Genomic DNA, 24,654 nt, shown 5'->3' on the forward strand with positions numbered 1-24,654 from the left:
CCATGCGAAACGGTATTTTTATTACTGGCACCGACACGGGCGTAGGAAAGACGCAAATTGGCTCCTTCATTGCCCGGCTCTTAACGGAACGCGATATCTGTGTGCGGCCGCGCAAGCCGGTCGAATCGGGCTGCCCCTTGGGGCCCGACGGGCTTATCCCTCTGGATGCGCTGGCCTTGAAGCAAGCGGCGCGCAACAGCGAGCCACTGCACGACATCTGTCGTTATCGCTTCAGCGCCCCGGTATCACCCGAACGAGCCGCTATGCTGGAGAGCACCATTCTTGACCTGGGTATGCTCTATCGGGCGTGCCTGGCGGGCGTGGGCGAAGACGACTTTCTCGTTGTCGAAGGCGCCGGTGGCTTCTACTCACCGTTAGCGCGCAGCGCACTCAATGCAGACCTCGCCAGTGCGCTGGGCCTCCCAGTCCTAGTAGTGGCTTCGGATAAACTAGGCACAATCAACCACACGCTACTGACGATAGAAGCGATTCAGATGCGAGGGCTGCCGCTGGCTGGCGTCGTCTTGAATCAAATGGAATCGCAAACGGATGCGAGAATGAATAATGCACGTGATATTGAGCGTCGGCTCCAATGGCCGGTGACGCGGATATCGTACAAACCGCATCCTGGCAGCACGCTGGGACCGTCGGAAACGGGAGCCTTGTCTCGTCTGGTCGATGCGTGGCTCACAGGAGCGAGCTTATGTGAGCCAGGTACCCAACGATGATTCGGGCTCGCTTGAGGGAGGTGAATCCGCCCATCGGATGTCATAACCTGGTGACGGTCAAGCGTTGCCCAAAGCGTGCATGTCTTTCAAGCGCGGCGGCAGCCGGATGGTGCCGCAACAGAACGAAGTAAAGACCCTTACGCCCAGGCTAAGGGCGCTGCCTGACTGGTAGTTGTTGACCAGAGGGCTTGGCATAGAGGTGACGGTTCCAGAGGTTATGATCATGTCAACTTCAAGCAGCCCAGCGATACCCGCGCGAAGACTGGTTCTCAAACGCCCCGACGATTGGCACCTTCATCTGCGTGACGGCGACATGCTGAGACTTGTGCTTGCCGACACTGCGCGTCGCTTCGGGCGAGCGATCGTCATGCCCAACCTGCGGCCGCCCATCACCACGGTGCGGCAGGCTCGGGAATATCGCGATCGAATCGTCCAGGCTACTCCGAAGGGTTCGACATTCGAGCCACTGATGACACTCTATCTGACGGACACCACATCCCCGGACGAGATTACCAAGGCCAAAGAAAGCGGTTTCGTCCATGCGGTGAAGTATTACCCTGCGGGAGCGACGACCAATTCAGCCAACGGCGTTACGGATATCCGACGCGTCACGCATGTGTTTGCCGCCATGGAAAAATTAGGTGTTCCCTTGTTGCTTCATGGCGAGGTGACAGACCCAGACATCGACGTGTTCGATCGCGAGGCCGTATTTATCGATCGCTATCTGAAGCCTTTATCTTCCCAATTTACCGGCCTAAGAATAGTCATGGAACACATCACTACGCGCTCAGCCGTGCAATTTGTTGAGGCTGCGTCGAATAATGTCGCAGCGACGATTACCGCCCACCATCTGCTACTAAACCGCAACGCCATGTTCGCGGGCGGCCTGAGGCCCCACCATTACTGTCTGCCCGTGCTGAAGCGCGAAGAACATCGCCAGGCGCTGGTCCATGCTGCAACCAGCGGCAACCCGAAGTATTTTTTAGGCACGGACAGCGCTCCCCACGCGCGACACGCCAAGGAAGCGAGTTGTGGTTGCGCAGGAATCTATACGGCGCACGCCGCTATCGAGCTTTACGCAGAAGCGTTCGAAGAAGTTGGCGCACTCGACAGGCTTGAGGCTTTCGCCAGTATTCACGGACCTAATTTCTACGGCCTTACCCCGAACTTGACGACGATAGCGCTCGAAAAGACTTCATGGGTGGTCCCTGATTTGATTGGCGCGAACGACGACACCATCGTTCCATTTCGGAGCGGCCAGTCTGTCTCATGGCGTCTCGTTACGTCGTAGATCCCGTGAAGTCTTGACATAAATCAACCGGCCATGGCCATCGCCATCGACGGAATCACGGTGAGCTGGGCGTTGGACATAGCTTTGACCGCCCGGCGGCGTGACCAAACTCACCACTGACGCTGACTGGTGCACAAGCCGGAGCGCACCCCCGGTGTCCCGATGTACATGATGGCCGGCTTTCTTGCACCATCGATTGTTTCTGTGTCGCCGCGGTTATTGCTCTGCCGGGCCATCAAGTAAGTCGCCAAGCCCTGCGGATCGATACAACCGGTCACGCACTGCCAATGCCAGTCCAGAACCCTCGGGAGGAACCACGACAACCACGTCCAGGCCTCGAGCGTCCGCCTCACGCAACTTGCTGTAGAGATGACGCGCCTGGAGGTCCGGATCGCTGTCCATGCAAAGCCATGGCACATCGGGTGGCAGGTCTGCGGGACATTCGGCGGCGAGCAATCCCACTCGCTGTTGCTGCTCCAGCCAAAGCGCGACCTCCACGGCTGCGGCTTCGCGCTTCACTATGCGCACCCTTGCCAGTGGTGCATAGTGTGAGGGCTTAAGCCCTGGGCTGCGCGTTGTCGAACTTCGCCGGGTGATCAACGGGCGACCAATGACGCCCTCTATTTGCTCTGCCGTAATCGTGCCTGGCCGCAGAATGCATGGCTGGTCATGCGAGAGATCGACGATGGTGGACTCTATGCCAACTCGGCATGGGCCGCCATCAAGGATGCACCGCACTACGCCGCCGAGTTCCGCGCGTACATCGGCTGCACTGGTTGGGCTGACCCGGCCATACCGGTTCGCCGAAGGCGCTGCCAATCCACCGCCAAAGTCCCTCAACACTGCAAGCGCCACGGGGTGATCGGGTACACGGATTGCGATCGTATCCAAGCCACCGGTCACGGCATCCAATGTTTGCGCCGCACGCCGCAATATAAGGGTCAACGGGCCTGGCCAAAAGGCTTTCGCCAGAGCCCTGGCTGCCTGGGAAACATCGGTCGCCCATTCATCGAGGGCTGATGCGCCCCCCAGATGCACGATGAGCGGGTGATCTACAGGACGTCCCTTAGCTTCGAATATTTTTAGAACCGCCGTGGCGTTGCGGGCATCGGCCGCCAATCCATAAACCGTTTCCGTCGGGAGCGCGATCAATTCGCCACGACGCAATGCCGTGATCGCTTCTTCAATCTCTGGAACCACGGAGCTTCCCATAGGCGTATTGCCATCACATCACAAGTATCCAATTATCTCAAATTGTCTTGCGCAGCGGCACACCATGCCTATTTGAAGCCGGCGGAAGTTGTGGTCCGCGAGAAGCCGGGATATTTCCATTGCCACGCGATTGATTGCACAGCGTCGCCAGAGCCGTCATTTGAGGCACATAGCCCTGTAAGGGTTCTCATTCGCGAAACCTATGGCTGATGAGATCGAGTGATATCGCTGTTGAAAATGATGAAAGTCTCGATCTTGCCGCCTACTTGGCCTCCAGATAGTAGGTCGGGTCACGCGCACTTCCGTTAATCCTTTGTTCAATCCAATTTCCGGATTCCTCCGTAGAAGCACGTGACCCGATGTCTTAGACGTGCGGCGTCGCATCAATGAACCTCAATTACGGAGAACACCGTGAAAAATGTCCTCTTGATCGCACTGGCTTCCGCGACCGCTATATCGGCGATGGTACCGCTGCATGCAAGCGATATCGATGCTCCGGGCTTCTATGGCGCGCTTGGGTTCTACGACGTCTCCCCCAAGAGTCACAACGGCGTTCTCGCGGGTGCCTTTCAGTCAAGCATCAATAGCGACGCCGAGCCCACCCTCACGTTGGGCTACCGCTTCCCGCAGAACTGGAGCGTTGAAGCTTGGCTTCCCATTGTGAAATTTGAGCACGACGTCAAGCTTGATGGGGCTAAGTCAGCAACGATCAAACATATGCCCTTCACGCTTACTGGGCAGTATCACTTTTTCGCCGACCAACAGTGGCAACCTTTCGTCGGGGTCGGATACGGCTGGGTAAATGTGTCTGATGAGCGCACGACAGGTCCTATCGCGGGAACGCGCCTGAACGTGAAAAGTGACAGTGGATTCGTGGGCCAGGTCGGCCTTGATTACTTTGCGACGAAAAATCTGTTTGTCCGAGCCGATGCCAAGTACTTCGACTGGCGGAGCGACGTCAGCCTCAACGGTGCCGGCATCGGTCGAGTGAAGGTAGATCCTTGGATCTATGGTGTTAGCGTTGGCTATAAGTTTTGACGCTTCTGCGAGGCGCGCGCGTCGTGCGCGCCTCGCCCCTAGGTTATTCAATAGCCGCCGTCTTCCGAGTACAGAATATTTCTCTCGCACCTAAAGAATACCTCCTTTCCTGCGTGTTCGAATCCGTGCAAGGGTGTGGCCCGTCCTCGAATCGTGGCGCGCGGATGACCAGCCTTCCAGCTTTTCAAGCGTGAGTAATTCTGCCCTTGCATCCAAATGCACCTCTGGTCCGTAGGAAGGCCAGAGCACAACGTCGAGCACCGAACCATGTCACATTGGCAACGAATTGCCTACGTGAGCAAAGCAACTTTCCCTGCCGCCAGAAGCGCCTCGGTCGTTGAGCCGGAGGTGGGTCGCATTCTTATGCAGTCGCGACGCAAGAATCCGCTTCGTGGTCTAGCTGGCGCGCTTTGCTACGGCGACGGTCGGTTCTTCCAATGTCTCGAAGGGCCACCCGAAGCCCTGGATGGGCTTCTGGCGGACCTACGCAAGGATCCTCGTCACACTGATTTGATCGTCCTTTCGCGAGTGAACATCTCTCAGCCCAGCTTCTCTGGTTGGACCATGAAATACGTTGCAGCGTCGGCCGCGGTACGTCAGCTCCTAGCAGAGTTGAGGCTTCGAGAGTTCGATCCGTATCAGTTCAGCCCTGAGGACACGGAGCGGATGGTAGCGATCCTCCAAAGAGAGCTGGAGGGGGCAAGTTTTAACTCGTCGTCTTCAAAGGAAACAACCACGAGCAATGTTGCGCTAAGCAGCGATTTTAGCTCACACGAAGCGCGATATTCGCTTCCGTTGAGCATTGCTGCGTTGCTCATATCGATGGTTGCGCTCGTCCTATCATTACGGCGCCACTGACCTCACCATGGCGCCGTGTGCTCTTGTTTGGCTGAAGCGAGACCTTCGCGTGGCCGATCACGCCCCTCTGGCTGAGGCCGCAAAGTTTCCCGCCGCCGCCGCAATCTACGTGATTGAACCGGCGTGGCTGACAAGCCCTGAGTGCCATGCTCAGCACGTTGCTTTTGCCGAGGCCCACGTCCTTGCGTTGCGAGCGATTCTTCTCACTCGCGGCATGCCTTTGTTGATCAGGTACGGCAACGCCGTTGAAGTCTTTAGTGCGCTCCGGGGCACACTGCCGTTTGACGTGCTGCTCAGCCATGAAGAGACGGGACCCGGTTGGAGCTTCCAGCGGGACCGAGCCGTCGCAACGTGGTGTAAGGAGGTTGGCGTGGCATGGCGTGAGTGGCCAACCAATGGTGTTGTCCGGAGACTACGCAACCGTAATGACTGGGCCAAGACATGGCACACTCGTATGGAAGCACCACTCGTATCGATTCCGCAGGCATGGCGGGGTGCACTGCTGTCAAATCTTGGTCACTGGCCCACCGAGGACGTCAGGCGTGCCGCATTGGGCGCTGTGCCCCCAGCGCCGCCCTCGGGTGAGGTTGCGGCACATCGAATCCTGCACAGTTTTCTAGATACGCGCGGCGCCAGATATTTGGAAACACTCTCAAGTCCGCTGACAGCAAACTTCGGCTGTTCCAGGCTCAGTGCCTACCTGAGTTTTGGCGTTGTCTCGGTTCGCCAGGTTTACCAAGAGACTGAGAGGCGCATCGAGGAGTTGGTCAACCGGCATGACGCCGAGGCGGTCCGATTCGCAAGGAACCTGCGAGGCTTCGTGGGACGCCTGCATTGGCGATGCCACTTCATACAAAAACTGGAAGATCAGCCTTCCATCGAGTCCACAAACGTCGCTCGAAGTTATGATGGCCTGCGCGAAGAAAGCTTCGACTCTGAGCGCTTCGATGCATGGAAGACGGGAAACACCGGATATCCCATGGTTGATGCTTGCATGCGGAGTCTCAACGCGACAGGCTGGCTTAACTTTCGCATGCGAGCCTTGCTGGTCAGCTTCGCGGCCCATCATCTGTGGCTTCACTGGCGCGAGCCCGGTCTCTATCTCGCGAGGCGGTTTCTCGACTTTGAGGCTGGAATACATTGGTGCCAGATGCAGATGCAATCGGGCACGACCGGCATCAACGCGTTCCGCGTTTATTCTCCGACCAAACAACAAGCGGATCACGACCCGCAGTGCGAATTCATCAGGCGCTGGATTCCCGAGTTTGGAACGCGCCATTACCCCCCGCCCATTGTCCAAGAGCGGCTGGCGATGCGTGAAGCAAAACGCAGACTTTTTGCCGTGCGCGCTACTGAGAATGCGCGTGACGAGGCGAACGCGATCCAGCGCCGTCATGGCTCGAGAAGGAGGCGTGCTGCCAGAAAAAATTTCCCTGGAAAGGCTGCTGGTCCGACACAGTTCGAACTCTTTTGAAAGCAGAGGGCAGCGATGAACGGAAACAAGAAACCTAGCCACCGGGGCAACAAGTCTTACCTTCCGAGTAAGCCGTGCGTCGTTTGCGGCCGCGCCATGACTTGGCGCAAAGCATGGGCAGCTGACTGGGATTCGGTCCGGTATTGCTCCACAGCATGCCGCTACGAATGGAAGCGAAGTCTCAGGTTATCCCCAAACAAGGCTTTAGAAATCTAATGCGTGGACTATTTACGCAGACGCGCTGACTGGACTCAAGATGGGAGCTCGTGTTCATCGCACACATTGATTCCGCTGAGCGGACCGCATCCAATAACAATGAGTTTCCGTAAGCGACAATGCTTCCAACCGGAAGTGGATTGCTACGGAGAGAATCATGAAGAGCATTAAGCGCTGGCTTTCGACGGTGGCGTGCATGATCCTGGGTTTCGGTGTCGCGATCTGTTCACCTTTGGCCACGGCGATCGCGATGGACGTTCCGTCCTCCGTCATGGTCGGAGGGGCGGCAATGTATCCAACAAAGAACATCGTCCAGAACGCTGCGAACTCCAAAGACCACACCACGCTGGTCGCGGCGGTGAAAGCGGCTGGGCTAGTCGACACCTTGTCCGGCACCGGCCCGTTCACCGTGTTTGCGCCCACCAACGAGGCATTTGCCGCACTGCCAGCGGGCACAGTGGATACGCTGCTCAAGCCAGAGAGCAAGGCGAGCCTGATCAAGATACTGACGTATCACGTGGTTCCCGGGCGTCTCACTGCGAAGGACTTGTCAACGAAGATTGTGGCCGGCGCAGGCAAAGCCGAGCTAATGACGGTACAAGGAGAGACCCTTGTGGTAACCAAGGATGGCGACAACTTAGCTGTCACTGACTCTCAGGGCAATATCGCGCATGTAACCATTGGCGATGTGATTCAGTCCAATGGTGTGATTCATGTAGTCGACAAAGTTCTGATGCCCTGAGCAGCAAAGCTCTGTCGTACACAGTAATGGCCGGGACAGCCACCTGTCCCGGCCTCGGTCTGTGACGCTGATGCCTCGTAGCCACGCTATTCCTAAGGTCTACGATGACGCGTGACGGCAGCCGCGGTCTGGCTATGCGAGCAACATAGTGGTGACTCGACGAAGCAAGAGAAGCTCAATAGATTGGCACAACGGCGCTACCAACCCGCGATAGGACCCACGCGAGATGCCGGTGCAGCCATTGATATATCCAATCGTCCAACGCTCCCGGCTTCCATTAGCAGTTGCAATTTCAAGCTTGGTGTTACTTTGACTGCTTCGCATAGGGTGGCAGGCGTCAAGTCGAGTCGCAAGAATCGGTTCTTGAGCTTCAGCTCGATAAGTATCGCCGCGCGCTCTGGCCGCAGAGGCGGCCATGAAGAGCTCGGGGGCGTAACTGTTAGCAATCGAAAGCAGGCGCCCGACCTATCCTCGATAACACGGGCTAATCGCCCTGCCCTAGGTGCGCTCCCGGTCAAAATCCGCCCCCTCGAAGGCATGGCCGCGGACGTCGAGGTCGACATCCGTATCGACGGCACCGCTCTGCTCGCCGCAGACCGCGACCTGTTCCGTCGCGCCATCAGCAATCTGTTGTCCAATGCGCTGCGTTACACGCCGCGCCACGGCGTGATTCGCCTGTTGGTGGGGAGATGCAGGGCATGGCGGGCGTGGCCGTGGAGAATTCCGGCCAGGGCATTCCTCCCGATCATCTCGACAAGCTGTTCGACCGCTTCTACCACTTCTACCGCGTCGATCGCTCGCGCAGCGATTCGGCGCATTCCGCCGGACTCGGGCTGTCCATCGTCGAGAGCATCATGGAACTGCATGACGGGCGGGTCATGGTCCAGAGTAGGCCCGAAGGACCCACCCGATTCACGCTGTGGTTTCCGCTCATGAGTCAGCCAGCGTAATCGGGCGATCGCGGGGCCGGTCGTCGCCCATACTCGACCGCGAATCTTGCGCCAACATCATCGCGCGCTGCTTCTGTAGAAAGGCCGGCCCGATCCACGGGCCGGCCGATGCTTCCTGCCGTCGCTCACTAACTCACGCCGAGTTCCATGTACTCCGGCTTGTCCTTGTGATTGGAGAGATATCCCTTGACATGGTAGAACGATCGTTCTACCATGGGGCCATGAACAAGACGACGATCGATACCAGACACAAGATCTTGGCGACAGCTGAGAAGCTCATTTATCAGAACGGAATACACGCCACGGGCATGGACCTTCTGGTTAAGACATCCGGCGTTGCGCGGAAAAGTATCTATCGCCACTTCGAAAACAAGGATGAGGTGGCTGCTGCAGCATTGAATGCACGTGACGTGCGGTGGCTCGAATGGTTTAGGCGGGAGTGTGACAAAGCCGAGGGTCCGGAGGAGCGGATCCTCAACATGTTCACGGTGCTTAAGGGCTGGTTTGAGTCAAAGGAGTATCGCGGCTGTGCGTTCATCAACACGGCAGGCGAGGTCGGTGACCCCAATCACCCGATTCGTCAGATCGCCAGGCTCCACAAGCAAAAACTCCTGGATTACACGCTTGAACTAACAGAACGGTTGAATATTGAGCATCCACTCGAGTTGGCGCGGCAGCTGCTGATTCTTATGGAAGGCGCAATCACGGTGTCGCGGGTGATGGGGGATCACAGCGCCGCAGACGATGCAAGGAATGTTGCGCAGCTGTTGTTAAAACAGGTCGCACGTTAGCGACCTACATCTCCCAAAACCGCTGAAATTGAACATTAATCCATTTCGATTGGAGGCTTCGCCATGTCCAGTAATGAAACCCGCCCTCCCCTCCCACCGTTTACCCGCGAATCAGCAGTTGAGAAGGTTCGCCTCGCGGAAGACGGCTGGAACAGCCGCGATGCCGAAAAAGTATCGCTCGCCTATTCGCTTGACACTAAGTGGCGCAATCGCGTCGAGTTCACCAACGGTCGCGAGGCTGCCAGAGATTTCCTTGCGCGTAAGTGGAAGAAGGAGCTTGACTACCGGCTGATCAAGGAGCTGTGGGCCTTTACCGAAAACCGTATCGCGGTACGCTACGCCTACGAGTGGCGCGACGATTCCGGTAACTGGTTCCGTTCTTATGGAAATGAGAACTGGGAATTTGGCGCGGATGGCCTGATGGAGCGTCGGTTCTCCTGCATCAACGACATGCCGATCAAGGAGAGCGAGCGCAAGTTCCATTGGCCGTTAGGACGTCGTCCGGATGATCATCCGGGACTGTCCGACCTCGGTCTGTGAGCTTCTCGATTCGCATCAAAGAAGATCCCCCGGCAGACACGTTGACGGGGGCTTTTTGCGTAACGCTCAAAAGCTATGTGGCGCGCGAATCGCTGATGGCCCTCCAAGGAGCTACCGTGGTTGTCGAGCGCGTCAGGTAGTCTGGGCGAGAAGGGGCGGTGATTTGACGCGTTGCAAGATGGCGGCGCCAATGAATCAGTCCGTGGCACTAGCGGATATTGCACAATCATCAGCGCCACCGACACAGCACAACGACGGATGGGCGTGGATTGGCGTTTGCTTTCCGCCGCGGTGCCTACGCTCCCACCTCTAGATCAAGGACGATCATGCGACTCGTCAATTATGTGGAAATTGCTCCGATTGCCCTCGCGGGCGGCTGGTTGTTATGGGGCATGATCGAACTGTTCGTCTATGACGAGTTCGGCTTCCGATTCTCGCGGAAACGCCAGCAACGCATCGATGACGATTGGCATGCGCTGGATGATCTGGTGAAGCAACTCGCCCCTCGGGTGCTCGCTATTCGTCACCAGAGTGAGCGGCAGATCGAAGGGGCGGCCTATTCATTCCGAAAAAACAGTCGTGACGGCGGGCTCGAGCTGGATACGGTGGAGATCATCTCGGGGCATGCTCGCACTCCCATCGCCGCTGCGTCGCTACCGGCGGAATGCGCGCCTCTGCTGAGATCGCTGAATAGTCAGGATCTCAAGCAGGCATTCGCGCGCTTCGCCAAGAACCGGCATTCACTTAAGACCACCCATCAAATCGTCGTCAAGGCGGATGGGGTGTCTTTGGTCAAGCGCGGCTTCACTCTTCTTCACGACATGGTCTTGACCATATCGGTCAATGACAAAAGCGGACAAACGAAGCCACAGCGAACCAAGGCTACGTAAGTTCACGCCCAGCAACCACGCCAGTAGCCCTCCGCAAGCCAGCGATGCCAAGAGCGGATCTGCCTGTCACACCATAGTGGAAGGCAGAGACTTCATTTCTACCGAATACGCCAGTCGGTAGTCGTAACGGAAGCTTCGACAGAAACGACTTGCCCCTTGACTTTGAGGGGCGTCCAGGCGCTCTGCGCGCCGATGAGTTCGTCTTCAGCCCCGAGGTCATGCACCGCGTACCCGCGATAACTTGCCCTAATCACCCATCCCACCCTTGTTCCGGGCGAGATTGGATGCTAACGCTGTCCCCCGGCCGCCGTGATTCCACGTCAACTTGAGACAGGGAGCAGGTGCGGCGCCTCGACGCCTTGCGCCACAGAAACCACTGTGCCCAGTTTGATGCTTTGCCCAGTCGGGCTTGGATCGGTGGAGATTGCACTTGTAGATCACATTTGCTCGGCGTAAGAACAAACCACGAGGCATCAGCGGTAATCGCGAAAACTCAGTGACACGTGTTTCCGAGACTCTTCAGTTCACAAGGAGGATGCGTGATGACATCAACTAAAATTGGTTATGGTGCGGCTACGTTAATCCTGATGTTGAGCGGATTGGTTACGCGGATCTTGGCGGAAGAGCCTCCTGCCGTACCATGGAATAAATGTTGCGCCGTGAAACCTTGGGCTATGGGGCGCGCCGTGATGCAGCAAGGTTATATTGTGGCTACTCCACGACTTCACCTTGCCATGGGTTCCGGGGTTCCCGAGCCTTATAGAGAATTGCGCAATCCGTTACCGCGGACTATGGCAACGGTTGAGCGAGGAGCAGTGGTGTACAAGGAAAATTGCATTTCTTGTCACGACATGGACGGTCTGGGCCAGGGGCCGGCGGGTCATAATCTATCGCTACCACCAGGCAATTTGGCCTGGCTCACAGTGATGCCGACCGCTCAATTGGACTCTTTCCTATACTGGACCGTCGCCGAAGGTGGCGTGCCATTTGGAAGTTCAATGCCCGCTTTTAGGGCCACGTTGTCCGAGAGGGATACGTGGGCAGTCGTCGCCTACATGCAGGCCCGGTTACCCCAAAAAACGGTTCACTAGCCTTCCTGTCTAATCAAGATGCCCTTGAATGGGACGGAAGATAAGTGTGCACGTGGTTTGAATAGGCATCACGGCCTGCTCGGCGACAGCATCCCCTCTAGTTTATTTGCGCATTCTAGCTAATGTCTGCTACCGGATCGGAAGCGGGCTCCGTACCAATCGATTTCATCCCATGATCCTTTACCTGGCGCGGGGAATGAGCTCCGCACTCAATCGAAATGATGCACAAAACCCACGCAGAACCCGCCTGGTAACAGCGAAATGATCCACGGCGAGTTCCGGTGTGCGGTCCAGATGCCCACGCCCGTGCCAATGGCCGCTCCAAACAGCACGTCGCTTTGCCAGTGCCCATGGGTTTTCACGCGAGCCACGGCGTCGTATGCAGGCAATAAGGCCAGGAGGTAGACGGTAGGATGGTCAGGGCCGTAGGCCGCCATGAAGGGCGTCACGGCGGCAGAGACTGCAGCGACTTCACCACTCGGGAAGCTCTGCGCGTGTATGCCCTGGAACCACTTATTCGGGTTGTCAGTCTGCGAAGGTCGTTCGCGCTGGAACGTCCATTTCATCACCTGCGTGCCGACGCCAGTGATAACCATCGAGTCCACTGAACGCCAGAACGTGTCGCCGAGCTTGTCGTTGTCCCCAAACCAAAGGGCGCCACCGCCCACCGTGGCGATCGTGCCGTATATGAGGAATTCCTGGTTGGTTCGATTCCAGATGCCGCTGTTGTCGTAGCGGACCGTGTGGTCGAGCCCAAGGATGCCGCTGCCTCCCCAGACTGGGCCACATGCAAGGACGAGAACGAGAGCCATTAGCCAACGAGCACGCATAAGCACCCCCATGCTCCAGTCGCGCCTTGCCTGGTACCGCGGACGGTACACGCGCCGGCTTTCTGGTCGCTTACGAAACAGACGCGACGAGCGGCCTTTACGATTTCAGCGATGTCCGCCGCAAATGGCGTACGCGTCATGGGTGCGCGATTTCAACGTAACCCGCAAGACATGCGTCCCAACATTTTGGCGAATAGACGGGAGTTTTGTGTTTTGTCTATCCACCGCGGTGGATGCTCCGAGCAACTCGAGGAATCTCCTATGGCTCACCTGCAGGCCATCGGAGCTTTCTGCCGCGTGGTCGAGGCCGGCGGGTTCAAATGAGCCGCGCAGTCGCTACAGATGCCAAACGCCACCGTGAGTAAATGGCTCCGATCCCTGGAAGCCCTCCTCGGCGCCCCCTCCTTGACCCGATCCATTGGACGTCTATATCACTAGATCGTTAGGCGGCAACTGAGCGCAAAAGTCCGTGCCTTCGTCAGCTGGATCACCGAAGTCTACACAAGCACCCGGATGCCTTGACTGCTCAAGCTTGCGGCCACGGCTTTTGCCCACGACGCCGGGATGACAGCGGCCCTAGGTGTGTCTTGCAGCTTCGGACGAGGTCGGCTTCCTCGACGTCTCCCGATGGCGAACCTCGAAGTTGCGTTAAATCACTAAATCGAACGACAGGCGTCATTAGCCTTCTTTACGCTCACTCAAGGCGAAACCGAGACTGCTGCATGCTGCCGTCCTCATCCTCGCCGGCCCCGGTCTTCCGTGCACGGGGCCTGACCAAGGTCTATCGCATGGGCGAAGTGGAAGTGCACGCGCTGCGCGGGGTGGACTTGGACCTATTCCCGGGTGAGTTCGTAGTGCTGCTGGGCCCGTCAGGCAGTGGCAAATCCACACTTCTGAACATCCTCGGTGGGCTAGATGCCCCCACCGGTGGCGAGGTCTGGTACGTCGACCATTGCCTCACAGGTGCTGATGATCGCGCGCTCACCGAGTTCCGTCGCGAACACGTGGGCTTCGTGTTTCAGTTCTACAACCTGATTCCCAGCCTCACCGCACGCGAGAACGTGGCTATCGTGACCGATCTGGCCGAGCACCCTATGCCACCGGAGGAGGCGCTGGGGCGCGTCGGCCTGGGTGATCGCATGAACCACTTTCCGGCACAGATGTCCGGCGGGGAGCAACAACGCGTGGCGATCGCTCGCGCCATCGCCAAGCGCCCTGCGGTGTTGCTGTGCGACGAGCCCACAGGAGCGCTGGACTCGACCACTGGCGTGCTGGTGCTGGAGACGTTGGAACAGGTCAATGCCGAGCTGGGCACCACCACCGTGGTGATTACTCACAATGCCGGCATCGCCGGCATGGCCCATCGCGTGCTTTACCTGGGCGACGGCCGCATCGTGCGAGAGGAGCACCCCGCCCGGCGGACGCCAGCGAAGGAGTTGAGCTGGTGAACGCGCTCGTCCGCAAAGGGCTACGCGACCTGTGGCACATGAGAGCGCAGGCGCTAGCCATCGCCTGCGTCATCGCCGGCGGCGTGGCCACGCTGGTGATGTCGCAATCCACGCTGGAATCGCTCACATCCACACGCACGCTGTTCTACGAGGAAGGCGCGCTGGCCGACTTGTGGGCACCGCTCAAGCGCGCGCCCGACACCCTGCTGCCGCGGCTAGAGGCCATCCCGGACGTGCAAGCCATTCAGCCTCGTCTGCTCGCGGCGGTTACGCTGGACGTGACGGGCTTCAACGAGCCCGCGCGCGGCGAAGTGGTGTCGCTGCCCATCGGCGGCGGCCAGCCGTTGCTCAATCGTGTGCACCTCACAAGCGGGCGCCTTCCCGATCCCGACGCCGAAGATGAGATCGTGATGGGTGAGGCCTTCGCCCAATCCCATGCGCTGCGACCTGGCGGCAGCGTGCAGATGATCCTTCGGGGACACGCCAGCGCGGTACGCATCGTCGGTATCGGCACATCCCCCGAATACGTCTACCAGAGCCCACCCGGCGCAGTGTTTCCCGACTTCCGCCGCTACGCCGTGCTGTGGATGAACCGTCACGCGATGGAGAAGGCACTGAATATGGACGGCGCCTTCAATAATGTAGCCTTCCGCCTGCGGCCAGGTGCGCGCCCGGCCGCGGTGGCGACGGATGTCGATGCGCTGCTGGCGCGCTATGGCGGCGTGGGTGCCTATGGCCGCCATGAGCAGACCTCGGCCCGTTATCTTGAAGAGGAGTTGCGGCAGCTGCGCACCATGGCCACGCTTTTTCCGGCGATCTTTCTGGGCGTGGCGGCCTTCCTCGTGCATGTCGTGCTCATGCGCCTGTTGGGCACGCAACGCGAGCAGATCGGCGTGCTGAAGGCATTCGGCTACGGCAACGGTGCCTTGGCGGGGCATTATCTGGGCATGGCGGCGTGGATCGCCTTTGGCGGGGCGCTGTTGGGCATCGTACTTGGTGCTGCATTGGGCCGTTGGCTGGCCCATGTATATCAGGGGATCTATCGCTTTCCTTTTCTCACCTATCGCCTGAGCATGAGCGCTGTTGGCCTGGGTCTGGGGGTGAGCCTTGCAGCCTCTTGCGGCGGTGCGCTGATGGCGTTGCGCGTGGCCGCGGCATTGCCGCCGGCGGAGGCGATGCGCGCGCCGATTCCGGCCCACTTTGGGCCCACCATACTGGAGCGACTGGGCTTTCAACGCTGGCTTTCACCCGCCTCGCGCATTGCCTTGCGCGACCTGGAGCGCCGCCCGGGCCGAGCATTGTTCACCGTGATCGGGCTAGCGATGGCTTGCGCCGTGATGATGGTGGGGCGCTTCCAGGGCGATGCCGTCGAGCACATGGTGAATGTACAGCTCAGCATCGCCCAGACCCACGATATCGAAGTGAGCTTCGTTGAGCCCGCGCCCCACCGGGCGGTGTTTGAGCTAGCCGCACTGCCTGGCGTACGCGAAGCCGAGCCGCTGCGTTCGGTGCCGGTGCGTTTGGTCCACGGGCAGTACTCGTACCGGACCACGATTGAGGGCGTGCCGCAAGCCGCGCGCCTGAGGCGGCCCATCGATGTCGAGCTTCAGCCGGTGCAACCACAGGGCGATGACCTGCTACTTACCGACTATCTTCAGAAGATGCTGAACCTTAAACAAGGCGACAGTGTGGACATACAGGCGCTGGAAGGCCACCGCCGTCGGCGCGAGGTGCGAGTGACTGGTTTCGTACACGAATTCATTGGCGCCCGGGGCTATATGGATTTCGATACCCTCAACCGTCTGCTAGGCGACGGTGACGTGGTCTCCGGTGCGCTACTAGGTGTGACCCCGGGCGCCGAGCCCGACGTCTATGCACGCTTGAACAGGCGCCCTTGGGTGGCGGGGGTCGCCTCACGTTTGGCCTCGGTGCGCAGCTTCTATGCCACGATGGGGGAAAGCTTGCTGGTGTTTACCCTGGTGGCCGCGCTGTTAGGGGCTGTCATCAACTTTGGCGTGGTGTACAACGCCGCGCGCATCAGCCTGTCCGAGCGCGGGCGCGAACTGGCGAGCCTGCGCGTGCTGGGCATGACGCGGGCCGAGGTGGGTGCATTGCTGCTGGGACAGCTTGGGCTGCTGGTGTTGGTGTCGCTGCCGTTCGGCCTGGCCGCCGGTTGGTCGCTGTGTTGGTTGATGACGCTTGGACTTCAATCGGAGCTGTTCCGGGTACCTGCACAGCTGACCACGGCGACCTACGCATTCGCTGCGCTCACGGTACTGAGCGCCAGCACACTGTCGGCTTTGCTGGTGTACCGGCGTATCGCCCGGCTGGACTTGGTCGCCGTACTCAAGACTCGAGAATGATTCCGGATGGCATCCATGACCCTTCGCCGCCGCATCGCCTTTTCGGTCGCTGTTATTGCAGCCGCTGCCGCGGCATGGTGGGCACTCCGGCCTGCCCCACGTCCGGTGGACGTGGTACGTGTTCAGCAAGGGGCGTTGGTGCAACGCTTCGAAGAGGAGGGTCGCACGGAGCTCGCACACCGCTGGGTAATCTCGGCTCCCATTGCCGGCACCCTGCGGCGCATCAACCTCCTGCAGGGCGATAGGGTGAAGGAGGGTCAACAACTCGCGCAGATCGAGCCTTTGCGGGCACAGCTGTTCGACCCAGCCAACCGCGAACGCCTGCTCGCGGAAGAGAAGGCTGCACAGGCGTCCATGCAAGCGGCGCGGCAACGCCAAGCCGCCGCGCAAGCTGATGCCGACCTGGCGTCTCGTGACGTGGCGCGTATGCGAAGGCTTGGCGCCGCCGGGGTCGTCAGCGTCGCGGCACTGGACGAGGTTGAGACACGCGTATTGCGTGCACAGGCGTCGGTTTCCGCCGCGGCTGCCGACTATCGCGCAGCCGACCAGCAGCGCGCGTCCTTGACGGCACTCCTCTCGGGCCAGGGCGTGGCCGGCGGCCCCATGGTGGCGGTGTTTTCCCCCATCGACGGCGTCGTACTTCATCGCTACTTGCAGAGTGCTACACCGGTGCAGGCCGGGCAGGCTCTTCTGGAACTCGGCGATCTCGAACAGCTGCAGGTGATGGCGCAGGTGCTATCGCAGCAAGCCAGCCTCTTACGGCCTGGCACCCCTGCTCAGGTTCTGCGCTGGGGTGGCGAAGGCGCTCTGCCCGCGCGGGTGGCGCGGATCGAACCCGGTGGCTACACCAAGATTTCAGCTCTAGGCGTCGAGGAACAGCGCACGCAGGTGTGGTTGGACATCGTGGCGCCGCGCACACAATGGTCGCAACTCGGTGATGGCTATCGCGTAGAAGTGGCATTCGAGGTCGCGCGCAAAGAGCGCGTACTCAAGGTGGAGGCCAGCGCGCTGTTCCGTGATGGAAGACGCTGGGCAGTCTACCGACTAGAGGGCGACCGGCTGCACTTGGTGCACATCCAACCCGGAATGCGTGGTGGAACTGAAGTCGAGATCGACAATGGGCTCGTCGAGGGTGATCACGTGGCGGCCTTTCCGGACGACCGCATGCGCGACGGGCTGCGCGTACAAGCTCTGGAGCAAACGGCCGCAGCGCCGAAATAAAGTCGCCGCTCCCCGCTGCTTTCCGGTGACGCTTCGATCACGTGGTCCTCAACGCCTTCTGAGAGGAATGGCACCATTGGCTTTCTGACGGAACCGTTGGACGGTTCGGGCCAAACGGATTGGACCTGTAGGACACCTGATCGACGCCCACTGAACTCCCCGGCCAGGTGTCTTCCCGCGTGGGAATGTCGTGCGTTGCATGTTCTGCCTTGGCGTGGCGCCTACGCAGAGCCAATCAGAGCATCCCTGTTTCGGCGCCTGGAATCTAACGAATCACCAGCACCGGCACGCGCGAGTGGGATAAAACCTTGACCACGACCGAGCCGAGAAACAAGCTCTTAAGAAGGCCCCGGCCATGGGATCCCATGACAATAAGGTCGAATCGGCCCTTGTGTGCCAATTGCACGATTTCGTTGCCAGGGTCGCCGACCAGCAGGCGCTCTTCAAATAAATGACCCGCCTTTGCCAGGACGCGACCGGCGCTCTTAAGCGCGGACGTGCAGTTATCCATATGGAAACGTTCGATGCTGTCGGCATCCAATCGCCCGGCGATGGATTCTCGCAGCGGCGCATCGACATTGACGAGCGTGACCGAGGTGTCCGCCGGCCAGTGCTTAACAAGGTACTTGGCAGCACGAATGCTATTGGCGCTCCCATCCACCGGCACAAGGATTTTCATGGCATACCCCTCACATCAGGAACAGCGCGAGATTCGATTTGATCCGGAAGAACGCGCCAACGGCACCACGCTTCACCTCGCTAGTGCGCAAGCAGCAGAGGAAACCGGCTGTGCCCGAGCACGTAGCGGGTGACGCCGCCCAGAAGCCACTCGCCAATGCGCAGATGGCCCCAAGCTCCCATCACAATGAGGTCCACCTCGCGTTCCTTGGCCACTTCCAGGATGAATCGTCCGGTGTCATGGCTTTCGACACAAGGTTGCCAGTGCGTATGAACGCCGCGGCGCTCCAGCCACCCCCGCAGCGGCAAAGGCGACAACAGCGCGGTTGACCCGTCATCCGTGTCGTGCCCGATAGCCTCTCCATCGAGCACGATGACTTGCGACGCTCTGGCAAGGATCGGATAGGAAGCTCTCACCGCCCGCGCCCCTTCGACTGAGCCGTTCCATGCAATGAGGACTCGCCTCACACGTCCCGATCCCATCCACTCATCAGGCACCAGCAGCATGGGTATGGCTTCGGCCAGGACCGATCGGTTCACAAGGGCCACGGCATTCGAAGTCGAGGCACCGAGATGATCAAGGCCGCCCAGCACGACATCAGATAAGACGGCGCGACGTGCCATCACGCTCTGATAGAAACCGCGCTCCACCTCCCATGAGCCACGGACACCATGCTGATCGCATAGCGCCTTCCACCAATGCTGGCGCTCCCATGCCTGTTTCACCTCATCCTCAAGGACGAGCAGCGCTTCGGGAAGCGCAAGTACCAGCGCATCCAAGGCAACGACCTGCAAGCCGGTGATGCTCGCCCGATGCTGGCGCGCGAGCGAGAACGCAAAACGTAGCAACGCGCTGTCGCCTTGCCGCCCGTCGACATCGACAAGAAGGTCATGCATAAGCGTGCTCCACATCAACCCAGCACTACGTTAAGCCCTGCGGCAGACCGCAAATTGACCTCAATCAGCTTCCGCGTGCCCCGGTCTTGAATTGCCATGTCCTTCCTGCTGGCAATGCGAGCAATCGGTTCAAGTACAAGTGGCAATGCGCTTACGAGGGTCAGTGCGCGACTGAACAGCTGCACTCATCCGATGACGTTGCGTCGGCCGCGGTTTCGACGTCCGATCGACGATGTCACAGTCGAGGGATGAAGCTAACCTTCAATGGCGTCATGGCGTATCAACAAAACGGTCACGCCTTCCACCAGTGGTTGAGCCCGGTATAGATGCCCGCCGACGCCAAAGCAACCAACACGATACCTGCAATGGCAACGGCCAATCCGGACCAGATGGCGATTCCGTCTCTCTCCATCATGCCGAGCGAGAACAGCGAAATGGCTGTGCCGGGGACGACATGTCCCAAAGGAATGGGAAGGGTGATGATGATCGCGAGAATGAGGCATATCACTCCGACAGGGGGCTTCATCCAATCGGCGGCTAGCCATCCTCGCCTTGGACGAACGACCTTCTCGAGATGACGCAATATCGGCAAGACCCGCGTAAGGACATTCCTGACCCTCGCAACCTCCATGGATCGCCGAGTGAGTGTCGCCGGGAGCCAAGCATGGCCTCGACCGAGGGCAAGTTGCGCGGAGATTAAGATCAAGCATGCACCAAACGGCACCGAGAGCCCCGGAGCCGGGATAGGTAGCGCCATGGGCAGTGCCAGCAGCAGGAGAATGGCCCAGATCGATCGATCTTCGAGCAGCCTGAGGAGCTCGCCTATCGACATGAACTCACCCGTCATCCCCTCGGCCTTTGCCTCAAGAATGGTTGATAGCGGAGACCCCAAAGTTGCATGGCGCGACGAGGCCACTCGCTCCGGTTTCATGTGATTACCCCCTGCCGTGGCTAATGGCGGGCACGCAGGTTCTGCCAAAGATCTGGCTAAATCCCATGACGGATTCCCGCCGATTGATCTTAGTCCTTTCGAGCAGTGAAGAGGTCGAAGATCGAGAGAATGGCTCGATGCCCACTCAGTGCATGAAACGCCGCAGCGCCGGCGTGAAGCGCCAAGTAAGCCCACATCACGGGTCCAAGTATCTCGTGGACCTCTTGGGCCCAAGCTGCGGCCGGCAAAGCAGTGCCGTTCTCGGGAGTCCCGAAATAGACCATTGCGCCCGTCACGGCGAGGCCGGTAGCCAGGGCTAGTCCAACGCCCTGAATGGCACCCGCCATATGCTCTTGTTTGGAAGGATCACTCCACTCGAGGCGCAGGAAGGAACGGAAATCCGATGTGAGCGCCCGCATTCTTGATCGAGAGAACCATGGATAGAAATGCCCTAGGTCGCGACCAACATATCCCAGCGGAAAAAGTACCCAATGCAGGAAAATCGCGGCCAGGATGATCATCCCCACCGTTTCATGGAGCTCCATGCTCACCCATGCCAGGCCGCTCGAATCACGACTGGGCGGTGCATCGCTCATCAGCAGGCTTAGCAAAAGCTGCACGGATATACCGATTGCAAGAATCGCGTGCACAAAGCGTAAGAGTCGCGAATGATTCACTCTTCACCCTCTCGATCAGCCGGTGATACTTGCGCGCTCGCCTGGATCATGCGCGATTTCTGCCGTCGACGATTGCAGGCCTTGGCCAACGCCCCCAGAGTCGACCTTTCAGGTCAGGCTACGGAATTTGAGGGGTTCCGAGTTGACCAAGATCAACTTATCGGCACCGACGGGACCAGGCGCGGCAGCCTTGAGCCCAAGAACATTGCGTACTGCTGGTTGATACCCGGCAGTGGCCGCGCACGCATGAACGGCAAAACCAATCGCTTAGCCTCGCCATTTGCTCGAGCAGCTCGATCTTGTGGACAACCAGGGTTCTCCCGTATGACGGATCCGCGCATCCGATCTTGCCCAGCCCATCTTGCAGCCGCCGCTATCGTCGACCGTTCGGTTTGGCGCCCCTAAGTCGCTGCGAATATTTCAGCAAGGCAATGATCGCCAGAAGCGAGAACCCCGCGCCACTATAAAACGTGGCCGCCGGTCCGAGCCCGTCCCATAGCGCGCCCGCGATGACGCTAGCCAGCAGCATGGCCATACCGCTGGCCAGATTGAAGATTCCGTAAGCCGTGCCACGCAAATCCATCGGCGCCGCCTCCGCCACCATGGCGGACAGCAGCCCCTGCGTCATTCCCATATGCATGCCCCATAGAGACACACCGATGATCACGATGTTCCAGTGCTCGCCAGCGGCAAGCGTGACGTCGGCCATGATCAGGACAACAAGCCCTGAAGCCAGCAGCGCGGGATGACTCATGCGATCGGACAACCAGCCAAATGGGTAAGCAGATGCCGAATACACCACATTCATGGCCACCATGACCAAAGGCACGAGCGCTATGGGAATACCACCTCTTTGGGCACGCAACACGAGAAAGGCCTCACTGAAGCGCGCCATGGCGAAGACCGCACCGACACCCACGACCCACCAATACCGGGGGCCGAGCCGGCCCAGGTTTTCGCGACGGATGGGATGGGTGTGGCGGCCATGGCTCCGCTGTGCAGGCTCGTGCACCCCCCAAGCCAGCAAGAGGACAGCGGATACTCCCGGAATGACCGCCACCCAGAACACCGAGCGAAAGTCGTTGTTCCACCAGAGCATCAGTGCGGTTCCGAGCAATGGCCCAAGGAATGCCCCCACGGTATCAAGCGCCTGGCGTAGACCAAAGGCTGCGCCCCGCACGGCAGGCGGGACCAGATCGGCAACCAACGCGTCGCGTGGCGCGCCCCGCACACCCTTGCCCACTCGATCCAGTAGCCGCGCGAAGAGCACCACCCAGACCGAGGATGCGATGGCAAACAGCGGCTTGGTCAACGCGCCCAAGGCATAGCCAAAGACTGCAATCACCTTGCGCTTGCCGAGATAGTCACTCAGCGTTCCAGAAAAGACCTTGACGACAAGCGCTGTGGACTCGGCCAGCCCCTCCATCAGGCCGATGACCAGGGCGCTAGCTCCGAGTGTGGTCACCAGGAACAGCGGCAGCAGGCTGTGGATCATCTCGGACGAAATATCCATCAGCATGCTGACCAAGCCCAAGATCCAGACATCGGCCGGAAGGCGTCCGTGAAGCGTCTGTCGGTTCATCGCGCGAATCATCATGAGGCGAACCGTTCAAGAGCGCACTCCGCAATCGTCCGCGGATACGCTGGATCAGGCGACATTCGTGCCCAACAATCGTCCGATGCCCGCGGTCAGCGCCATCGCCAGCGCGCCCCAGAACACCACCCTCGCTACGGGCCGCCACGGACTCGCGCCCCCTGCCAGCGCGCCAATCCAACCCAAGACGGCAAGAAACGCGAGGCAGCCGGCCGATTGGATCATCGCCATGGAGCCCTCCGGCATGAAGGAGGCCAAGGCCAAAGGCAGCAAGGCGCCGGAGGTAAAGGTGGCGGCGGAAGTCAGGGCGGCCGTCACCGGCTTCGCGCTGGTGTGTTCCGTAATGTTGAGCTCATCCCGGGCATGCGCCGCGAGAGCGTCGAACGCCGTCATTTGCGTGGCTACTTTCAGCGCAGTGTCCTTGTCGACACCTCGTTTCATATAGACCTGGGTCAACTCCTCCAGCTCGGCCTCGGGACGCGACGCCAACTCGGCGCGCTCGCGCGCCATATCGGAGTGCTCGGTATCAGCCTGCGAACTGACGGACACGTATTCACCCGCGGCCATCGACATGGCGCCAGCCACCAGTCCCGCGGCGGCGGCGACAATCATGCTCGATCGAGATGCACCGGAAGCCGCAACGCCGATCACCAGGCTGGCCGTCGAAACTATGCCGTCGTTGGCCCCCAGCACGGCAGCACGAAGCCAACCGATGCGTGATACGAGATGAGTCTCTCGGTGAGTGCGCATGGCAATATCCAACTCCTGTTCGGTATGGTTCCTGGCGGTTACCTGAAGTCACTTGGCCTGCGCGACGATCCAGCCAGCGGATCGCATCGAGTCGAAGGCGCGCCCGTGTACCGCCCCATCGTAAAAGCACGCGAGCTAGTGCGAGACAAGCAACGGTATCGATGCCGTGGCCAGAAGCTCCCGCGTGACCCCACCGATCACCCATTCCCTCAGTCGAGAGTGCCCATAGCCGCCGGCTACCACAAGGCCCGCTCCGTTCTTCTGCGCGTGGGAAAGGATCAGGCTGGCGATATCAATACCACTGGACTCACGCGAGTGGAACCTGGCCTGGATGCCATGGTGTTGCAGATGGGTCAGTAGCGCCTGACCCGGTGGCTGATGGCCGCTCCCGTCAGGCGCTTCGTCGTCATAGGCGAGGATATCGACCGACGCCGACGATCGAAGGAAGGGCAGCGCGTCATGCGCCGCTCGCGTGGCTTCCCTGCTCGACCGCCAGGCAACGACGGCGAGCCCTAGCGGCAACTCCAAACGTGTCTTATCCGGAACTACCAGGATGGGCCGGCCGGCTTCTAGCAGCAGGGACGCAACGCCACGCGCGACTTCGCCCAGCATGGGGTGCCCGTATCCTGGCCGTGAAACAATCGCCAGGTCCGCACAGCGAACCTCCTTGGCCGCGACTTCCCACGCGGTGTCGTAAAGAGCCTCAATCACTCGCACTTCAGCGTGCTGGCCCTCCCTTCCCCGCAGGTGTTGCCGTGTCCGCTCGGCCAGCCTGGAGGCAGCGGCGCGATAGCGAGCGTGAATAGCCTCCATGGCCGGATCAGCCGTGCTCGACCACGCAGCATGGAGGGGTCTGGGAAGCTCAACGATCTGCAATGGCGACAAGCGCGCATCGAAATGGCCGGCGAGCGACAACGCAACCTCCAGGAGGTGCTCATCATCGCCTCCCCCAATCAGCGGGACCGCAATATCTCTGAACATTGCCCACTCCTTGAGACCCGACCAGCTGCGCCTTCCCCAGCACTGCGATGTGGCCTCTAGTCCTAATGCCTGCTCAACAGAGCCACGCCTGCCGCCAGCGCAACGGAGCAGAAGAAAATTAACCCCCACCTGATCGCAAGCCTTCGAGATCGCCGTCCAGCCTCATTCAGCAGACCGGGCCGAAAGATCACGTTCATTGGATTCCATAGGGTTGCCGAAGACCAGGCGGCGATCCTCTCGCGCAGCTGAAATGTCATGCGGACCCAGAAGAACATCGCCTTCACCAGGCTCGCAGCTGCCGCGACCCATAACAGCACAAATAGCCAAGACACGATGTCATGAACGGTATCCATTGAGCTTTCAAGCCTCTCTCGCGATCCTCGAGGGAACTGAAGAAGATCGACCTGTCGGGTATCGAGTCGCACCTCCAACCCATCAAGGTAGGTCTGAACAAGTCGTCATG

The 24,654-nt window shown here is 59.7% G+C and carries 26 protein-coding genes; 15 read left to right on the forward strand and 11 right to left on the reverse strand.

Annotated elements, in window-relative coordinates:
- Window positions 1-2 precede the first annotated feature (2 nt).
- A complete protein-coding gene (gene bioD, locus AC3G2C_RS10330) occupies window positions 3-728 on the forward strand; it encodes a dethiobiotin synthase (RefSeq protein WP_488384541.1) in 726 nt (241 codons plus the stop codon).
- Between the two features lie 247 nt (window positions 729-975).
- The gene (gene pyrC, locus AC3G2C_RS10335; protein WP_488384727.1) at window positions 976-2,019 is read left to right on the forward strand and encodes a dihydroorotase; all 1,044 of its coding nucleotides are present in this window, start codon (window positions 976-978) and stop codon (window positions 2,017-2,019) included.
- Between the two features lie 216 nt (window positions 2,020-2,235).
- Here the strand turns inward: pyrC and AC3G2C_RS10340 are convergent, their stop codons facing one another.
- Window positions 2,236-3,219, reverse strand: a complete 984-nt coding sequence (locus AC3G2C_RS10340) for an L-threonylcarbamoyladenylate synthase (protein WP_488384542.1) — start codon at window positions 3,217-3,219, stop codon at window positions 2,236-2,238.
- A 423-nt stretch (window positions 3,220-3,642) separates the two neighbouring features.
- Here AC3G2C_RS10340 and AC3G2C_RS10345 point away from each other — a divergent pair, with 423 nt between their 5' ends.
- From AC3G2C_RS10345 to AC3G2C_RS10365, 5 genes are all read left to right on the forward strand, one after another.
- The gene (locus AC3G2C_RS10345) at window positions 3,643-4,269 is read left to right on the forward strand and encodes an OmpW/AlkL family protein (RefSeq protein WP_488384543.1); all 627 of its coding nucleotides are present in this window, start codon (window positions 3,643-3,645) and stop codon (window positions 4,267-4,269) included.
- Between the two features lie 294 nt (window positions 4,270-4,563).
- The gene (locus tag AC3G2C_RS10350) at window positions 4,564-5,127 is read left to right on the forward strand and encodes a BLUF domain-containing protein (RefSeq protein ID WP_488384544.1); all 564 of its coding nucleotides are present in this window, start codon (window positions 4,564-4,566) and stop codon (window positions 5,125-5,127) included.
- Between the two features lie 7 nt (window positions 5,128-5,134).
- Window positions 5,135-6,601, forward strand: coding sequence for a cryptochrome/deoxyribodipyrimidine photo-lyase family protein (locus AC3G2C_RS10355; RefSeq protein ID WP_488384545.1), 1,467 nt, complete (start codon window positions 5,135-5,137; stop codon window positions 6,599-6,601).
- A 15-nt stretch (window positions 6,602-6,616) separates the two neighbouring features.
- The gene (locus tag AC3G2C_RS10360; protein WP_488384546.1) at window positions 6,617-6,817 is read left to right on the forward strand and encodes a DUF2256 domain-containing protein; all 201 of its coding nucleotides are present in this window, start codon (window positions 6,617-6,619) and stop codon (window positions 6,815-6,817) included.
- A 196-nt stretch (window positions 6,818-7,013) separates the two neighbouring features.
- Window positions 7,014-7,559, forward strand: coding sequence for a fasciclin domain-containing protein (locus tag AC3G2C_RS10365; RefSeq protein ID WP_488384728.1), 546 nt, complete (start codon window positions 7,014-7,016; stop codon window positions 7,557-7,559).
- A 498-nt stretch (window positions 7,560-8,057) separates the two neighbouring features.
- Here AC3G2C_RS10365 and AC3G2C_RS10370 read toward each other — a convergent pair whose 3' ends face one another.
- Window positions 8,058-8,222 carry a hypothetical protein gene (locus AC3G2C_RS10370; RefSeq protein ID WP_488384547.1) on the reverse strand — a complete coding sequence of 55 codons (165 nt, stop codon included), beginning with the start codon at window positions 8,220-8,222 and terminating at the stop codon, window positions 8,058-8,060.
- Between the two features lie 35 nt (window positions 8,223-8,257).
- Between AC3G2C_RS10370 and AC3G2C_RS10375 the strand changes: the two genes are divergently transcribed.
- The 5 genes from AC3G2C_RS10375 to AC3G2C_RS10395 all read left to right on the forward strand — a co-directional run bounded on the left by AC3G2C_RS10375 (window position 8,258) and on the right by AC3G2C_RS10395 (window position 11,821).
- Window positions 8,258-8,509: an ATP-binding protein gene (locus tag AC3G2C_RS10375; protein ID WP_488384548.1), complete on the forward strand. Its 252-nt coding sequence runs from the start codon at window positions 8,258-8,260 to the stop codon at window positions 8,507-8,509.
- A 221-nt stretch (window positions 8,510-8,730) separates the two neighbouring features.
- Window positions 8,731-9,300 carry a TetR/AcrR family transcriptional regulator gene (locus AC3G2C_RS10380; RefSeq protein WP_488384549.1) on the forward strand — a complete coding sequence of 190 codons (570 nt, stop codon included), beginning with the start codon at window positions 8,731-8,733 and terminating at the stop codon, window positions 9,298-9,300.
- 63 nt (window positions 9,301-9,363) lie between these two features.
- Complete coding sequence (locus AC3G2C_RS10385; protein WP_488384550.1) at window positions 9,364-9,840, forward strand: nuclear transport factor 2 family protein; 477 nt, start codon at window positions 9,364-9,366, stop codon at window positions 9,838-9,840.
- A gap of 326 nt (window positions 9,841-10,166) precedes the next feature.
- Window positions 10,167-10,730 carry a hypothetical protein gene (locus AC3G2C_RS10390; protein ID WP_488384551.1) on the forward strand — a complete coding sequence of 188 codons (564 nt, stop codon included), beginning with the start codon at window positions 10,167-10,169 and terminating at the stop codon, window positions 10,728-10,730.
- A 791-nt stretch (window positions 10,731-11,521) separates the two neighbouring features.
- Window positions 11,522-11,821, forward strand: a complete 300-nt coding sequence (locus tag AC3G2C_RS10395; RefSeq protein ID WP_488384729.1) for a c-type cytochrome — start codon at window positions 11,522-11,524, stop codon at window positions 11,819-11,821.
- A 209-nt stretch (window positions 11,822-12,030) separates the two neighbouring features.
- Here AC3G2C_RS10395 and AC3G2C_RS10400 read toward each other — a convergent pair whose 3' ends face one another.
- Window positions 12,031-12,633: a phosphatase PAP2 family protein gene (locus tag AC3G2C_RS10400; RefSeq protein WP_488384552.1), complete on the reverse strand. Its 603-nt coding sequence runs from the start codon at window positions 12,631-12,633 to the stop codon at window positions 12,031-12,033.
- A gap of 740 nt (window positions 12,634-13,373) precedes the next feature.
- Here AC3G2C_RS10400 and AC3G2C_RS10405 point away from each other — a divergent pair.
- The 3 genes from AC3G2C_RS10405 to AC3G2C_RS10415 are packed head-to-tail and all read left to right on the forward strand — an operon-like array spanning window position 13,374 to window position 17,683.
- Window positions 13,374-14,099, forward strand: a complete 726-nt coding sequence (locus AC3G2C_RS10405; protein ID WP_488384553.1) for an ABC transporter ATP-binding protein — start codon at window positions 13,374-13,376, stop codon at window positions 14,097-14,099.
- The gene (locus tag AC3G2C_RS10410) at window positions 14,096-16,462 is read left to right on the forward strand and encodes an ABC transporter permease (protein WP_488384554.1); all 2,367 of its coding nucleotides are present in this window, start codon (window positions 14,096-14,098) and stop codon (window positions 16,460-16,462) included. Before AC3G2C_RS10405 ends, AC3G2C_RS10410 begins: the two co-directional genes overlap by 4 nt.
- Window positions 16,463-16,477: 15 nt before the next feature.
- Window positions 16,478-17,683 (forward strand): efflux RND transporter periplasmic adaptor subunit, encoded by a 1,206-nt coding sequence (locus tag AC3G2C_RS10415; protein ID WP_488384555.1) that lies wholly within the window; start codon window positions 16,478-16,480, stop codon window positions 17,681-17,683.
- A 265-nt stretch (window positions 17,684-17,948) separates the two neighbouring features.
- On the opposite strand, the gene AC3G2C_RS10420 is transcribed toward AC3G2C_RS10415, so the two are convergent.
- The 8 genes from AC3G2C_RS10420 to AC3G2C_RS10455 form a co-directional block, all read right to left on the reverse strand.
- Complete coding sequence (locus tag AC3G2C_RS10420; protein WP_488384556.1) at window positions 17,949-18,362, reverse strand: universal stress protein; 414 nt, start codon at window positions 18,360-18,362, stop codon at window positions 17,949-17,951.
- 80 nt (window positions 18,363-18,442) lie between these two features.
- Window positions 18,443-19,258: a universal stress protein gene (locus AC3G2C_RS10425; protein ID WP_488384557.1), complete on the reverse strand. Its 816-nt coding sequence runs from the start codon at window positions 19,256-19,258 to the stop codon at window positions 18,443-18,445.
- Between the two features lie 292 nt (window positions 19,259-19,550).
- Entirely contained in the window at window positions 19,551-20,189 is a 639-nt protein-coding gene (locus AC3G2C_RS10430; RefSeq protein WP_488384558.1) for an exopolysaccharide biosynthesis protein, read from the reverse strand.
- An 89-nt stretch (window positions 20,190-20,278) separates the two neighbouring features.
- Window positions 20,279-20,866, reverse strand: coding sequence for a cytochrome b/b6 domain-containing protein (locus AC3G2C_RS10435; protein ID WP_488384559.1), 588 nt, complete (start codon window positions 20,864-20,866; stop codon window positions 20,279-20,281).
- A gap of 373 nt (window positions 20,867-21,239) precedes the next feature.
- A complete protein-coding gene (locus tag AC3G2C_RS10440; RefSeq protein WP_488384560.1) occupies window positions 21,240-22,463 on the reverse strand; it encodes an MFS transporter in 1,224 nt (407 codons plus the stop codon).
- A gap of 51 nt (window positions 22,464-22,514) precedes the next feature.
- A complete protein-coding gene (locus tag AC3G2C_RS10445) occupies window positions 22,515-23,210 on the reverse strand; it encodes a VIT1/CCC1 transporter family protein (RefSeq protein WP_488384561.1) in 696 nt (231 codons plus the stop codon).
- 135 nt (window positions 23,211-23,345) lie between these two features.
- Complete coding sequence (locus tag AC3G2C_RS10450) at window positions 23,346-24,191, reverse strand: universal stress protein (protein ID WP_488384562.1); 846 nt, start codon at window positions 24,189-24,191, stop codon at window positions 23,346-23,348.
- 62 nt (window positions 24,192-24,253) lie between these two features.
- Window positions 24,254-24,544: a hypothetical protein gene (locus AC3G2C_RS10455; protein WP_488384563.1), complete on the reverse strand. Its 291-nt coding sequence runs from the start codon at window positions 24,542-24,544 to the stop codon at window positions 24,254-24,256.
- Between the last annotated feature and the right edge of the window lie 110 nt (window positions 24,545-24,654).

Source organism: Frateuria sp. sgz306004 (assembly GCF_057750885.1).